The organism is Liquorilactobacillus capillatus DSM 19910, from assembly GCF_001434915.1.
In the GTDB taxonomy this organism is placed as follows: domain Bacteria; phylum Bacillota; class Bacilli; order Lactobacillales; family Lactobacillaceae; genus Liquorilactobacillus; species Liquorilactobacillus capillatus.
In genome coordinates, this window is record NZ_AZEF01000027.1 from 184,235 (window position 1) to 198,532 (window position 14,298).

Annotated in this window: 15 protein-coding genes; 5 read left to right on the forward strand and 10 right to left on the reverse strand. The window is 38.4% G+C overall.

Going from position 1 to position 14,298, the window contains the following annotated elements; genetic code table 11:
- Positions 1-112 precede the first annotated feature (112 nt).
- Positions 113-1,873: an aspartate--tRNA ligase gene (aspS, locus tag FC81_RS06540; protein WP_057744563.1), complete on the reverse strand. Its 1,761-nt coding sequence runs from the start codon at positions 1,871-1,873 to the stop codon at positions 113-115.
- Positions 1,874-1,878: 5 nt separating this feature from the next.
- On the reverse strand, positions 1,879-3,180 hold the full coding sequence (hisS, locus tag FC81_RS06545; RefSeq protein ID WP_057744566.1) for a histidine--tRNA ligase: 1,302 nt from the start codon (positions 3,178-3,180) through the stop codon (positions 1,879-1,881).
- Positions 3,181-3,577: 397 nt separating this feature from the next.
- Here hisS and FC81_RS06550 point away from each other — a divergent pair, with 397 nt between their 5' ends.
- Entirely contained in the window at positions 3,578-4,423 is an 846-nt protein-coding gene (locus FC81_RS06550) for an N-acetylmuramoyl-L-alanine amidase family protein (protein ID WP_057744569.1), read from the forward strand.
- Between the two features lie 233 nt (positions 4,424-4,656).
- Here the strand turns inward: FC81_RS06550 and FC81_RS06555 are convergent, their stop codons facing one another.
- From FC81_RS06555 to FC81_RS06590, 8 genes are all read right to left on the reverse strand, one after another.
- Positions 4,657-5,283 (reverse strand): HAD-IA family hydrolase, encoded by a 627-nt coding sequence (locus FC81_RS06555; protein ID WP_057744572.1) that lies wholly within the window; start codon positions 5,281-5,283, stop codon positions 4,657-4,659.
- A gap of 8 nt (positions 5,284-5,291) precedes the next feature.
- Positions 5,292-6,257 carry an alpha/beta hydrolase gene (locus FC81_RS06560; RefSeq protein ID WP_057744575.1) on the reverse strand — a complete coding sequence of 322 codons (966 nt, stop codon included), beginning with the start codon at positions 6,255-6,257 and terminating at the stop codon, positions 5,292-5,294.
- 20 nt (positions 6,258-6,277) lie between these two features.
- Complete coding sequence (dtd, locus tag FC81_RS06565) at positions 6,278-6,727, reverse strand: D-aminoacyl-tRNA deacylase (protein WP_057744578.1); 450 nt, start codon at positions 6,725-6,727, stop codon at positions 6,278-6,280.
- 15 nt (positions 6,728-6,742) lie between these two features.
- The gene (locus FC81_RS06570; RefSeq protein ID WP_057744581.1) at positions 6,743-8,974 is read right to left on the reverse strand and encodes a RelA/SpoT family protein; all 2,232 of its coding nucleotides are present in this window, start codon (positions 8,972-8,974) and stop codon (positions 6,743-6,745) included.
- Between the two features lie 78 nt (positions 8,975-9,052).
- The gene (locus tag FC81_RS06575) at positions 9,053-9,379 is read right to left on the reverse strand and encodes a hypothetical protein (protein ID WP_057744583.1); all 327 of its coding nucleotides are present in this window, start codon (positions 9,377-9,379) and stop codon (positions 9,053-9,055) included.
- A gap of 101 nt (positions 9,380-9,480) precedes the next feature.
- Positions 9,481-10,236, reverse strand: coding sequence for a 16S rRNA (uracil(1498)-N(3))-methyltransferase (locus FC81_RS06580; protein WP_057744586.1), 756 nt, complete (start codon positions 10,234-10,236; stop codon positions 9,481-9,483).
- Between the two features lie 3 nt (positions 10,237-10,239).
- Complete coding sequence (prmA, locus tag FC81_RS06585; RefSeq protein ID WP_057744589.1) at positions 10,240-11,133, reverse strand: 50S ribosomal protein L11 methyltransferase; 894 nt, start codon at positions 11,131-11,133, stop codon at positions 10,240-10,242.
- A gap of 29 nt (positions 11,134-11,162) precedes the next feature.
- On the reverse strand, positions 11,163-11,648 hold the full coding sequence (locus FC81_RS06590) for a DUF3013 family protein (protein WP_057744592.1): 486 nt from the start codon (positions 11,646-11,648) through the stop codon (positions 11,163-11,165).
- A 224-nt stretch (positions 11,649-11,872) separates the two neighbouring features.
- Between FC81_RS06590 and FC81_RS06595 the strand changes: the two genes are divergently transcribed.
- The 4 genes from FC81_RS06595 to amaP all read left to right on the forward strand — a co-directional run bounded on the left by FC81_RS06595 (position 11,873) and on the right by amaP (position 14,296).
- The gene (locus tag FC81_RS06595) at positions 11,873-12,832 is read left to right on the forward strand and encodes a nucleoside hydrolase (RefSeq protein WP_057745063.1); all 960 of its coding nucleotides are present in this window, start codon (positions 11,873-11,875) and stop codon (positions 12,830-12,832) included.
- Positions 12,833-12,849: 17 nt separating this feature from the next.
- Positions 12,850-13,200, forward strand: a complete 351-nt coding sequence (locus FC81_RS06600) for a hypothetical protein (protein WP_057744595.1) — start codon at positions 12,850-12,852, stop codon at positions 13,198-13,200.
- Positions 13,201-13,573: 373 nt separating this feature from the next.
- Entirely contained in the window at positions 13,574-13,714 is a 141-nt protein-coding gene (locus FC81_RS11045; protein ID WP_164477448.1) for a hypothetical protein, read from the forward strand.
- Positions 13,715-13,744: 30 nt separating this feature from the next.
- Positions 13,745-14,296 carry an alkaline shock response membrane anchor protein AmaP gene (gene amaP / locus FC81_RS06605; RefSeq protein WP_057744599.1) on the forward strand — a complete coding sequence of 184 codons (552 nt, stop codon included), beginning with the start codon at positions 13,745-13,747 and terminating at the stop codon, positions 14,294-14,296.
- Positions 14,297-14,298 lie beyond the last annotated feature (2 nt).

A 14,298-nucleotide genomic window follows, 5' to 3' on the forward strand; every position in this document is an offset into this window, starting at 1 on the left:
GGATATATTATTGCCAAAAGTAGCTACAGCAAATAACATATCCCTAAAAATAGCTTTAAGAAATACAATCACCAAGATTGAAGTTGTGTCCTAATAGACTAGTAAGCCAAATTTAATCTTCAGTTGTATCAAGATGTAATTCATCTAATTGTTTTTGGGCAACCGTACTTGGTGCATCTGTCAACGGCTCAGACGCTTTCGAGTTCTTAGGGAAAGCAATTACTTCGCGGATGTTATCTTTTTTTGCAAGTAACATTGCAAAACGATCTAAGCCAATCGCCAAACCACCATGGGGTGGGAAACCATAATCCAGAGCATCCATGAAGAAACCGAATTGTTCTTCCGCTTTTTCCTTCGTGAATCCAAGTGCTTTAAACATTTTTTCTTGGATATCACGTTCATGAATACGAATTGACCCGCCACCGAGTTCATAACCATTCAAAACGATATCATAACTCTGTGCATGTGCTTTATGTGGATCAGTTGTTAATAAAGCAACATCCTCCTCATTCGGCATTGTAAATGGATGATGCGCCGCTATATAGCGGTGGAAATCTTCGCTGTATTCGAATAATGGCCAGTCAACGACCCATAAGAAAGCAAATTTTGTTTGATCAATCATATCAAGTTCTTTGGCGATACTAGTCCGCAAATAGCCTAAGGAATCAGCTACTACTTTACGCTTATCAGCAACAAATAAAATTAGATCACCAATTTTTGCACCGGCAGCTTCTTTAATCTGAGCGACATCATTTTTAAAGAACTTCGCGATTGGTCCAGAAAAACCAGTCTCAGTTACTTTTAACCACGCTAAGCCCCTTGCACCAAAACGCTTGATATATTCTTGCTTGCCTTCAATATCTTTACGTGAATATTTATCTGCACCATGAGAGACAGTAATGGATTTAACCTGCCCACCTTTTTCAAGGATCGTTTTGAAGACTTTAAAATCAACATTTTTCACAGCATCAGCCATATCTGTCAATTCCATTCCAAAACGGATATCCGGTTTATCAGAACCAAAACGATCCATAGCTTCATTCCAAGTCATCCGTTGGAGCGGCAAAGTCATTTCAATTCCGAGCGTATCCTTCATTACACGCTGCAATAATCCTTCAGTTAAATCTTGGATTTCTTCAGCTGTCATAAATGACGTCTCCATATCAATCTGAGTAAACTCAGGTTGACGGTCACCACGTAAATCTTCATCACGGAAACAGCGCGCTACTTGATAATAACGGTCAAAACCCGCACCCATCAATAGTTGCTTAAACAGCTGTGGTGATTGTGGCAAGGCATAAAAATGACCTGGGTAGACACGGGATGGTACTAGATAATCTCTGGCACCTTCTGGAGTGGATTTAGTTAAATAAGGTGTTTCAATATCAATAAATTTGTTTTCATCTAGATAACGATGAATTGCTTGCGTGATTTTGCTACGCATAATAATTGATTTCTGCATTTCTGGACGACGCAAATCTAAATAACGGTACTTCAAACGTAGGTCATCTGAAACATTGATCTGATCTTCAATATAAAAAGGTGGTGTCTTAGCTTTATTCAACAACTTAACGTCATGGATCTCAACTTCAACCTTACCTGTTTTCATCTTAGGGTTAATTGCATCGTCAGCCCGTGGAACAGCTTTACCCTTAACTTCAATGACATATTCATTTCGTAAACCATCAGCCACTCTTAAAGCTTCTGCTCCGAATTCCTGGCTAAAGACCAACTGAACGATTCCTTCACGATCACGTAAATCGATGAAGATCAGATTCCCTAAATCACGGCGTTTTTGAACCCAGCCCTTTAAACATACTTCTTTCCCAAAATAAGACTCATCTACAAGACCACAATATATTGTCCGGTTCATTTTGTTTACTCCTTCTCACTTTTAATTGCATTTCGATATATTTTATCAAAACCAGCATAGATATCAGCTAGCGGAACAGTTACTTCATTACCTGTGTGCATGTTCTTCAAGTGTGCTTCTCCCACTTGTAATTCTGCTTCACCGATTGTCAGCGTTAAGTGCGCGTTCATCCGATTGGCTGATTTAAACTGTCCTTTAGGTTTACGCCCGAGATAATCACGTTCAGCACTGTACCCAGCCTGACGTAATGCCTGTACCAATTTCAATGTCTCAGTATTGGTTACCTCGCCAATACCCACAATATAAAGATCAAGATCATCAGCTATCGGCAGCTCAACTTTTTCAGCCTCTAAAACTAGCAGTAAGCGTTCAACACCCACGCCAAAACCAATTCCTGGAATCTCAGGCCCACCAAGTTGCTCAACTAAGCCATTATAACGTCCACCAGCACAGACGGTGGTCCATTGGCCCCCAAAAGCTTTAGAGTTACTCATAATTTCAAAGATCGTATGATTATAGTAATCGAGTCCACGTACCATATTTGTTTCAATTTCAAATGGTATTTGCAAAGCCGTAAGTAATTTTTTCACTGTTTCAAAATGAATTGCTGCTTCCGGAGTTAAATAATCCAAAATTGATGGTGCTTGGGCTACAATCGCTTGGTCTTGCTTATCTTTGCTATCAAGAATCCGTAAAGGATTTTTAACAAGACGTTCCTTTGAATCATCACTTAGTTCGCTTTCATGTGGTTTAAGGTACTTAACCAATGCTTCATGGTAGTCTGTTCGTGACTGCGCGTCACCCAATGTATTAATAACTAGTTTTAAGTCTTTCAGACCGCACTGCCGCAGTAAGTTAACCGCCATCGCCATTACTTCAACATCTAGCGTTGGGTTATCCACTCCAAAGGCTTCAACCCCAATCTGATGAAATTGGCGTTGCCGACCTGATTGCGGACGCTCATAGCGGAACATCGGTCCCATATAAAAAGCCTTAAACGGTCTTTGAACTTCTGGACCGTACAACTTGTTTTCGACATATGCACGCACAACCCCAGCCGTTCCTTCTGGACGCAGCGTGATATGCCGTTCACCTTTATCAAAAAAATCATACATTTCCTTAGTTACAATATCAGATGTTTCACCTGAAGTTCGTGAAAAAACTTCGAAGTTTTCGAAAATCGGTGTTCTGATTTCATTGTAACGATATTTCTGAAACAATTGCCGCGCTGTTTGCTCAATATACTGCCATTTAGCGGACTCACCTGGGATAATATCTGTTGTCCCCTTTGGTCGTTGGTACTTCATCTTACTTTCCCCTCTTCTTTAAGAAAATATACTAAAATAAAAAGCCCTTGTCGCTAATGCTCGACAAGGGCGCAAATATGCACGGTACCACCTTTATTTATACTTCAAGGGATAACGCTACAAACGGCATACATCATGTATGCACCTCGAAAGTGTCTTTCACTCGTTTAACCAGATGGAAATTACAGCTAAATTCCACTCTCTTGACAGGTTTTACCAGCTACTCTTCTTCCGTACGGCTCAAATTATACTGTTATCAATGTACTAGAATTGCCTCTTAAAGTCAAGAGGTGTCGGCATTTAGAAAAAGAATATCAAGAGATTGTTACTTTATCGTTTGTTATTACATTCTTTTTGCTATAATAAAAGACGGCAATAACAAACGGGGTCTTAATTTATGAACACACACAGAAAAAAATATAGTCATTTAATTTTAATTTTTTTAATTTTACTTTTAAGTGGAATTTTACTTTACCGTACAACCAGTTACTTTAAACAGCTAGTCATCGAAACCTCAGATGCAACTTTAAAAAAAGGACCCGGTATTGAATATAAAACAATCACACCACTCAAAAAGAATTCACGGGTTACTGTTATTCGGACAAAGTATCACTGGTCGTATGTCAAAACAGCAGCTAACCATTTTGGCTGGGTCGCCGACTGGATGATCAACCCTAAAAAGCCCCACCAAATATCTTCTCTATCTAATGCAACTATTGTACTTGACCCAGGACATGGCGGCAAAGATTCAGGAGCTCTCTCAAGCACAGGCGGAATGGAAAAGAAATATACTTTACTTGTGGCTAAAAAAGTTGCGCATAAGTTACGTGCACAAGGAGCAAAAGTCTATTTGACCCGGCATAAAGATGTCTACACAACACTTAAATCACGTTCTGATTTATCTAATGCCGTTCATGCGGACGCCTTTATCAGCTTCCATTTTGATTCTTCCCCCGAAGAAAACGGTGCTTCCGGTTTTACAACTTATTACTATCACCGCAAACTTTCAAGTCAGCTCGCACAAAAGGTCAACACACAGTTGGATGATCTTCCACTGACTAATCGCGGAATCGATTTCGGTGATTTCTATGTTCTGCGTAATAACCATTTTCCGGCATTATTATTAGAAATGGGCTACATTAATTCAGAACGTGATTATGAACAGATTAGTTCACAAACCTACCAAAACAAAGTCGCGGCCGATGTCTTTACAGGTCTTAAAAAATACTTTACACGGTCTTAACCGGTTTCCATTTAAAAAGAGAGTGTGACATAAGCCGGGAAAATTTGAGTAATAACTCGAAATTACGAACATAGCGAGTACTTTGCTATGAGTAATTCGAAGTTAGACGGAGAATTTTGACTTATGGAACACGTTTATACGTAATAAAAGAGGGAGCTGTGCCAAAATTTAACTTTTGGCACAGCTCCTTTTTAAATTATTTAGCCTATATCAGCTAGCGCTAGCTATCTGGTTTATAGTGGTTTCTCCAATAATTCACTAAAATGTTTGATTCGTCTTTCAGGACGAACAGCTGACGTGATTAAGGTATCTGGATCAAATAAAATTCCTTTTATTCCTGCACGCTGAGCAGCCACAATGTCCAGTTCTCGATCACCAACCATAAATGCATCAGTCTTATCTACTTGATATTGCTTGCATAAATAATTCAAAGAAGTTGGATCTGGTTTCCGTGGAAAATGATTTGCGGATGTTACATAAGCTGTAAAAACTGGTTTAAGTTGATCGCGTTCAAGCAACCTACAGGCACTTTTATCACGGTGTGTCACCAAGAAATTACGGTCGCCTTGCGTAGCGACCTGCTGGCAAATCGCGGCGGCTCCATCAAATGGGACCGCATTAACTTGTTCAAGTTCTTCGATACTCGTATACTTTTTTATAATAGCCTGTTTCTTCTCAAGATCGACCCCGGTTAGAAAAAGATCAAAGGCCTGGTGTAATGATTTTTGCCGCATAATCCGATACACCGCTAAATGATCAGTTTTAACCCCATAAGCTATACAAGCATCAACAAAAGCCCTCACCATTCCTGGATAAGTATTATAGAGAGTCCCATCGAAATCCCAAAAATAATCTGTCATTTAATAACCTACTTTCGTCTCTTGCCATTCCTTTTGATCCAGTCAACTGCAATATTCATTGCCAACCGACAAGCATTGGTTCGATCTAACATATTTTTGACCATAAAATCATGCGTGATTCCTTGAAATCTGATCTGTACAACATCTCCGCCTGCATCCCTTATCTTACGAGCAATTGCTTCGCCTTCATCACGAACAACATCAGCTTCAGCTGTCATAATCAGAATCTCCGGTAGTTTCGCCAACTGTTCTAACGAGGCTTGCAGTGGTGAAAAAAGATAATTTAAACTATCCGCTTGTAAGCCAAGATACTGTTGCCATGACCACTTCATTTGTTCGCGAGTAAGGTCATAACCGCCTGCATACTGATGATAAGAGAATGTATCAAAATTAGCATTAACAACTGGGCAAAAGAGTAGCATTTTGTAAATCGGTAGCTCTTGTTCCTCATTCATTAAAAGTGCAAGTGAAACGGCCATCCCCCCACCAACATCATCTCCCGCCACAATTAACCGTGTTAAATCAAAGGGATACTTTTCAACGATCATGGGTAAATGTTGGAACAATTCTTTTAACTGTTTTAGCTGTGTTGGTGCCTTTTCTTCAGGTGCTAACGAATATTCGGGAAAGATTACCCCCACACCCGCACGGTTTACTAGCTCGTTGATCAGCTTACGGTGAGTTTGAATATTTCCCGTCATAAATTGACCACCATGGACGAAGAAAACTACCGGTACTTTTTCATTTGCTTGCAGTCCCACAGGATAAATAATCTTAAACGGAATTTCTTGTGCGAACTTATCCGAGATAAAGTTTTCTGTTTTCTCAGTAACTACGTGCTGATAAACGGGAGCACTTTGTTCTAATTCAAGCCGTTCTCGAATCACCTTCACACCGATAGTTGTAGGTACAAAGACGTTATTTCGTTGTTCACATAACTTTTGAGCAGCACGCTCTAATGATATCAGTTGCATCAGATCACTTCCTCGCTAAACTAATAATTATTTTCGGTATCGTAAATAATAGTTACTGGGCCGTCATTTACTAGCTCCACTTGCATATCAGCTCCAAACACACCTTCAGCAACCATTAATCCTTCCGCCCTTAAAGCTTTATTAAAAAGGGTATAGTTCTCACTAGCCTTTGCTGGATCTTGAGCAGCCGTAAAACTAGGCCGGTTTCCCTTACGTGTAGCAGCATACAGCGTAAATTGTGAAATCGATAAAATTGCGCCATTTGTTTGTTTAATATTCAGATTCATCTTATCAGCTTTATCAGCAAAAATTCTTGCGTTAGCAATTTTGTGAACTAAGTACTCAATTTCTTTTTGATTATCTTCTTCCTTGAAGCCGACTAACAAAACTAAACCATTACTTATTTTGCCCACTTCTTTTTGATCAATAGAGACTGAAGCCCGTATAACGCGCTGTAATATAACTCGCATAGTTATTTCCCCTAATTAATGAATTATTCTTTTAACCACATAAACATCAGGTACACGCTTGATATTATCGATTACACGTTGGAGATGAATCAAATCACGAATACCAACGGTGACATCTATCGTAGCCATCTTACTACTGTCAACACGTCCATTTACTGAGTTTAAATTGCGTGTACTATTATTGACTGCTTGTAAAACATCGTTCAATAAACCAGAACGGTTATACCCTTGAACTTGTAAATCTGTATTATAATGCGTTTTATCATCGGGCAGTATATTCCATGAAACCTCAATCAAACGTGTCCCAGAATTTTGAGCATTCTTGACGTTAGGGCAATCAATCCGATGAATCGAAACCCCACGCCCCTTAGTTATATAACCGACAATCTTATCTCCTGGAATAGGATTGCAACAATGGCTAAGTCTGACTAATAGGTTATCGACCCCTGCGATCGTCACGCCTTCTTCACTTTTGTGCCCCTCACCAGCTATAATATTTTTATTCTTATGTGCAATCTCTTGGTGATCTTCCAAAAGGGCTTTTTCTTCCTGCAGCTTACGATCAGCTTCTTTTTCTGCTCGAATCTTTTCCGTTAAAATATTAATAACTCCTAGTGGAGCTAACTCGCCAAAACCTAAGGCTGCATACAGATCTTCAATGGAAGAAAACTTGCGCTTATGCAAGACTTTTTTTATATTATTCTGTGTTAAAACTTTCTTGGGTTCGAAGCCCATTTCAAGTAAGTTTTCGTCAATAATCTCTTTACCTTTATCAATATTTTCTACCCGGTCCTGTTGTTTAAAGAAGCGCTTAATCTTATTACGTGCTTTACTTGTATGCACGAGCTTTAGCCAATCGCGACTAGGTCCTGCTGAATTGGTAGAGGTTAAGATATCGACAATATCACCATTTTTAACCTGATAATCCAGTGGAACAATTTTGCCATTAACTTTCGCACCTACTGTCTTGTTTCCAATCTCAGTATGAATCGAGTAAGCCATATCAAGCGGCCCAGCTCCTTTAGGTAACTCTAAAACATCACCCTTAGGCGTGAAGACATAGACCCGGTCACCAAATAAATCACCTTTAACACTCTCAACAAACTCAGCTGCATCACTAGTTTCATCCTGTAATTCAATTATCTCCTTGAACCAGTTTAGCTTATTACCAGTATTATCCTGGTAGACTCCCTCTTTTTTACCTTCTTTGTAAGCCCAATGTGCTGCAATCCCATATTCAGCAACCCGATGCATCTCATCTGTTCTGATCTGGACTTCAAACGGTTTACCATTTGGTCCGATAACAGTTGTATGCAATGACTGATACATATTAGCCTTAGGCATGGCAATATAATCTTTGAATCGTCCCGGCATCGGTTTCCATTTAGTATGAATTGCCCCCAAAACAGCATAACAATCCTTGATTGAACGTACGATGACCCGGACAGCTAATAAATCATAAATTTGGCTGAACTGTTTATGCTGGTCCTTCATTTTACGATAAATAGAATAAATATGCTTAGGACGACCATAAATTTCACAGGTTAAATTCAGATCGGCAATCGCTTCTTTAATTTCAACAATTGCTTCTTCAATATAACGTACTCGCTCAGTTCGTTTAGAATTCATTAAATGTACAATCCGATAATATTGTTGCGGATTTAAATAACGCAGCGAAATATCTTCTAACTCCCATTTAATTGTACTGATCCCTAAACGATCGGCTAATGGTGCATAAATTTCAAGTGTTTCATTTGCGATCCGCCGCTGTTTATCTGGTCGTAAATGGCTTAAAGTACGCATGTTATGCAACCGGTCAGCTAACTTGACAATAATGACTCGCAAGTCTTTTGACATTGCTAGTAATAACTTCCGGTGATTTTCTGCTAACTGCTGCTGGTGTGATTTATAGCGAATCTTACTTAACTTAGTAACTCCATCCACAATTACTTCAACATTGTGTCCAAATAACTCTTCAACATCCCCTAAAGTAACGGGTGTATCTTCAACAACATCATGCAAAAAGCCAGCACAAACTGTTGCAGGATCCATTTTCAATTCTGCTAAAATACCGGCAACTTGAATCGGATGAATAATGTATGGCTCTCCTGACTGACGATACTGCTCTTTATGAACGTACATAGCAAACGCATAGGCTTTACGGACCAAGGCAACGTGTTCCTCGTTCATATAGTCTTCAATCATTTTAATGACATCGTCTGCACTCCAATTGGTCTCTTTCTCCATCCCATCAACTCCTTAAGATAATAATGTGTAAAATAAAAGCACGTATTTAAAATTTAAACGTGCTGTGACAGTGCTCGGTTATTCTCGTGTAATTCCATATGCGAGGTACGTAATTGCTAAATAGACTAAAGCAAAATAGTACGCATAACTTTCAAAAAACAACTTAACACCCAACAGATAAATAATCGGAAAAAATAATAGATAAACAGCTGGTTCTTTCTTAAAACCGACTGTTAAGCCTGACAAAATAGCATAAATAACGTTAACTCCAAAAAGTGCAAAACCAATTTTTTGGATATCACTAAAATTTAGTTCTGTAAAAATAATTGGAACTACTAATGAAATAGCAAAAGCAACTGTCAGGTACCATATCGTTGTAATAGAAAAGATTCTTTTAATCGCCATTAATGTCCCCACTTTGTTAATAATTATGTTCATTTTAACCTAAAATTACGGTTTATACAACGACAATCCGCCTGTTCATGCAGAGACTACCAATATATGTCTTATGCAAGTTCAAATGCATAAGATAATGCAACAAGCATATATAACGGTGCTGTTTCCGCCCGCATAATCCGTGGACCTAGCCCTGCCAGTAAAAAATTATTTTGCTGTAAATACTGTATCTCAGCCGGTGAGATACCGCCCTCTGGACCAAAAACAGCTACAAGATGAGTTTGAGAGAGCTTATCGACTGTTTTTAATCTACTAATCAGCTGTGCTAGAATACTTTTTTCTCCTTGCTTAGCCGCCTCTTCATAGGCAACTACTCTTTCTGAATAGTGTTCCAGCGTTAAGGAATGAAGATCCTCAATATATTCAACCGTTGGGATCGATAACCGATGCGCCTGTTCTGACGCTCCAGTAATTATCTTCCTTAAGCGAGCAAGTTTTTTCGTACGTTTTTTCTGATCCCATCTTGCAACTGAGTAATCTCCTGCAAAGAAAATGAAATGTTGTGCTCCAAGTTCAGTCCCTTTTTGAACAATCCAATCCGCCTTATCTTTTTTAGACAAGCCGCATACAATCGTCACTTCCAGTGGTAATTCAACTGTTTGCGTAAATTTATGGCAGACTTTCGCAACAGCTGTTTCATCGGTAACCTCCACCAACTGCATAACTGTCACCTTTTGATCTGCTGCGACAGCCTCGAAACGAGCGCCTGGCTTCAGCCGCATAACAGTAATTGCGTGGTGATATACATTTGTAGGTAAAACTAAACGTTCATTTATTTGTGGAATCTCTATAAAATACCTTTGCATAGCCTACTCCTTGTCTGTCACTTTATGTGCAATAATTGAAACCCACTTCCCATCAGTTGCGATCTGATCAATGATCAAACCTTCTTTCAAGATCGCTTCCTGCAAAACATCCTTTTTAGCTGCAATAATTCCCGAAGCAATAAAATAACCGTTTTCTTTTAAGTGTGCTGGAACCTGTGGCAAAAGTGCCAGTAAAACTTCTGGTAGAACATTTGCGGCGATGAGATCAACACAGGTGTTTATCCCTTTTAATAAATCATTACGCCTAATACTGATTCCTGTCGCAAAAGGATTTAGTTCGATATTTTGACGAGCAGATGTAAGAGCATCCTCCGTAATATCAAATGCCTGAATTGGCCCCGCACCTAAAGCTTTAGCAGCTAAACTTAAGACTCCTGACCCAGTCCCAACATCAATCATCGTCTCGCTGCCTCTGATAACATCTTCTAATGCACGTAAAGCTAAAACAGTCGTTGGATGTGTCCCTGTACCAAAAGCCTTTCCCGGATTAAGCCTGATTACTTTCTCCTCTGACTGTTCGGAGCGGTACTGCTCCCATGAGGGGACAATCGTCAGATAACGCGTTATCCGTGTAGCATGATAATATTTTTCCCACTGATCAGACCATTGTTCTTTGATATCTTTTAAACTAAGTATAACTTTACCTGGTTCCAGTCCAAATTTTCGTAACTCCTCAACTTTGTTTCTTATGATCGTTATTCTTGTAGCAATATGCTGTTCACTTTTGAAATAACCGCTCAAACTTACACCAGTCAGTTGCCCTTGAAGATCCTGCTCATTATTTTTTATTCCAGCAGCACCCTCTTCAATTAAAATATTTTCAACTGCCGCTCGAACTTCATTTGAACTTGTAATCGTTAACTCTTCCCACTCCACTTTTTTTCCTCCACCATTATTAATCAGATCTAGTATTTTGGGTATAATAAGCGTTCTGTTTGTCCGTTTATAGTCTGTTGTAAGATCTTTTGATATTCCTCATCAGACCATTCAAGTTCAAAAACATCCGCATCTTCATTATTTAAGAAGTCCAACAGATCAGATTCACCATTATCAAGTACAATCTGCAAATAAGTAAAGAATGCTTTTCCTTGTGCTACTGACCAGCCCTTTTTACCATCAAATGGCAAACAGACTAAATAATCATTTTTAACCTGACTAGCATCAAACTTAGTTTGGTCATATAACAAGATTGAATCAACAAATGTAATAATCGGCTCATCAGACTCAACTTCCTCCATATCCAAGATAATCTCTTGTGCCTTATTTTCCGCATAAAAAGTTAAATCTAAGGTAAAGGTATGTTCTTCTTTTTGCCAAGATACTTCTAAGCTCCCATCAAAATCAAGTTTTTCTAAATTGGCATCTATAAAATCTAAAAGATTATTTTTCATTTTGCCTACCGCCTTTTTCCATTATTCGATTATTCCGCTGTTTATTATACTATCAATTACTAGTTTTATACTTAGCATATTATATTTATTAACAATAATTATATATCATACTTCATTATAAAGTAGCAATTCCTACAAACTAAAAATTGTCCTAACTAGTTTTGAGACCCGTTTTTTGCTAAAATCAGGGTGTGTTAAATTATCAGAGGAGGGTTTAAATGTCAATTTCAAAGAAAAAAATGATCTTAGATCTAGACACCGGGGTTGATGATGCATTAGCGCTAGCATATGCTTTAGCTGATCCTGACTGTGACTTGATCGGAATTATCGGCTCTTACGGTAACGTCTACGTTGAACAAGGAGTTCAAAACAGTCTTGACTTACTAGCTTTATTAGGTGCAGATGATGTTCCTGTCTATCTCGGTGCACAACATGCTTTACATGTAGATGGTTTCAAAGTCTTACCTGTCAGCGCGCAGATTCACGGTGATAACGGTGTTGCTAATTTACAATTACCAACTGCTAAACGTGGACCTGAAAAACAAAGTGGGATTGATTTTCTAATTGAAGCTGCACATAAATATAAAGATCAATTGCTTTTTGTCCCTACTGGTCCTTTAACCAATCTAGCAGCTGCTCTTAAAAAAGATCCTACAATTGCTGATTTGATTGGACATGTCACACTGATGGGCGGAGCCTTGACTATTCCAGGTAATGTCAGTCCTGCTGCCGAAGCAAATATCCATCAAGACCCTGAAGCGGCTAACGAGGTCTTCCATACAGCACTCCCTCTAACTATGGTTGGCCTTGATGTCACTACGAGGACACTGTTGACAAAACACGAAACCGCTTGTTGGCGAGCATTAAATACTAAGGCTGGCACAGTTTATGCAGATCTAGTTAATTATTACATTGAAGCCTATAAAACAACCAACCCCCACCTCCACGGCTGCGCGCTCCATGACCCTTTAGCTGTCGGTGTGGCGATTGAACCAGCGCTAGTTGAGAAAATACGCCTCAACCTCAAAGTTGAGACCACCGCTCCCTTTGAAGGCCGAACAATAGGTGACGAAGCCAGGCTAAATGAGACCAATATTTCGACTGAAGTCGCTGTTAACGTTGACAAAAAAGCTTTCCTCGATAAATTTATGAATCGCCTGACACCTTTGTTTGCTGCGCACTAGACTAAGAAGGTAAAAAAATGAAATATATTGGAATTCTTTTATACGTTTTTTGGCTTCTTCTGTTGCTACATCGTTATGCTAGGACACCCAAAGAAGGCCCCTTCTCATACAGAAAGACCTTTTTTGGAGGTTTAACTTGGTATCGTAATATCCGTAATCTTATTTTAATTATTGCACTTTTTATTATTGAACTATTTTTACCACTCAAGTTGCTTTATCTGTTATTTCTGATTACTAGTGTAGTTATTCTTGCAATTTGCATTAATAATCTGCGTATGCGTATTGGATCCCTTTTACCCACACTCTTCGTTTTTTTTATTGGAATTGGCATGTTAAGCCTCGCTAGTGTTTTTGTTTTTAACCTATAATTATAAATTTTTTTGACAAAAGTCGTTTTTTAGTAAACAAACGGCTTTTTTTGCTGTATGCAAAAATATATATTGCATTACGCAAAATACCTATTAATAAGTATTTGCTTTAATTTATTAACAGTCAGCTGCTTTCAGGTAATCAATATTTAAACAACCTATTTACATAAATAAACTGTAGTTAAAATTAAAATTAGTATGTGTAAAACCAAATTACATCGCAGCCTTTATCTACCTTTTAAACAATAATTATTCCCATTTAAAAACTTAGAAAACAGTTTAGTTGCATTTTTGATTCAATTTACCCTATGATAGTGATAAGAAATGATAGCGCTCTTAAAACTATCATTCCTTTTTAAAGGGAGGTGACCAAATGGATACATTAAAGTCGATTTTTAAATTTATGTTAGCTAGTACACTTGTAGTAGGTGGTCTTTTAATTGGCGGAACAATTTTTGCCGCTAAGGGAATTGATACTCTGGGTGATAAACTGCGCAAAAAGATCCACCATTAATACAGAACTGTCATCCAAGGAGGTGGTGAAGTGCCGCTATGGAAAAAAATACTTGCCGTACTTATCGGTTTGAGCCTAATTGCTGCCGGTTTACTTGTTGTCTTTTACACTTACTATTCTGATCTAAGTATCCTCTATTCTTGGAACCATTGGCTGGAAGGCACTGAAAATGGGCAATTACTTTTACTTGGAAGTCAACTTATTGTGATCATAGTGGGTTTTATTATCCTAGCCTATGGTTTATTCAGTACCAATAATGCCAAACAATTAGTCATTTTCCAAGACCATACAAACAAGCTCGTAATTGATCGTTTGGCAGTTGAACGTAACTTAAGACTAATTCTTTCACAGGAATATGAACTAGCAAATATCGACGTTAAGATTCACCTTTTGAGAAATAAAAAGGCAGCTATTGTCAGAATTACAGGCAAGTTGATTAGTACAACTGATATAGATATTTTGGAAAAAGATATTGCTGCAACTATTCAAACTAATCTAAAACAAATCTTAAATATTGATTTAAAACACCTTACTTTAAAGCTGACTCCTTACCATGACGGCGATAAAGTAACAGTTATATGAAG

Bases quoted from the DNA above. Each gene is read 5' to 3' on its own strand.
- aspS (WP_057744563.1), bottom strand. From the start codon at position 1,873: ATGAACCGGACAATATATTGTGGTCTTGTAGATGAGTCTTATTTTGGG.
- hisS (WP_057744566.1), bottom strand. From the start codon at position 3,180: ATGAAGTACCAACGACCAAAGGGGACAACAGATATTATCCCAGGTGAG.
- FC81_RS06580 (WP_057744586.1), bottom strand. From the start codon at position 10,236: ATGCAAAGGTATTTTATAGAGATTCCACAAATAAATGAACGTTTAGTT.
- FC81_RS06600 (WP_057744595.1), top strand. From the start codon at position 12,850: ATGAAATATATTGGAATTCTTTTATACGTTTTTTGGCTTCTTCTGTTG.
- FC81_RS06555 (WP_057744572.1), bottom strand. From the start codon at position 5,283: ATGACAGATTATTTTTGGGATTTCGATGGGACTCTCTATAATACTTAT.
- dtd (WP_057744578.1), bottom strand. From the start codon at position 6,727: ATGCGAGTTATATTACAGCGCGTTATACGGGCTTCAGTCTCTATTGAT.
- FC81_RS06560 (WP_057744575.1), bottom strand. From the start codon at position 6,257: ATGCAACTGATATCATTAGAGCGTGCTGCTCAAAAGTTATGTGAACAA.
- FC81_RS06570 (WP_057744581.1), bottom strand. From the start codon at position 8,974: ATGGAGAAAGAGACCAATTGGAGTGCAGACGATGTCATTAAAATGATT.
- FC81_RS06550 (WP_057744569.1), top strand. From the start codon at position 3,578: ATGAACACACACAGAAAAAAATATAGTCATTTAATTTTAATTTTTTTA.
- FC81_RS11045 (WP_164477448.1), top strand. From the start codon at position 13,574: ATGGATACATTAAAGTCGATTTTTAAATTTATGTTAGCTAGTACACTT.
- FC81_RS06590 (WP_057744592.1), bottom strand. From the start codon at position 11,648: ATGAAAAATAATCTTTTAGATTTTATAGATGCCAATTTAGAAAAACTT.
- FC81_RS06575 (WP_057744583.1), bottom strand. From the start codon at position 9,379: ATGGCGATTAAAAGAATCTTTTCTATTACAACGATATGGTACCTGACA.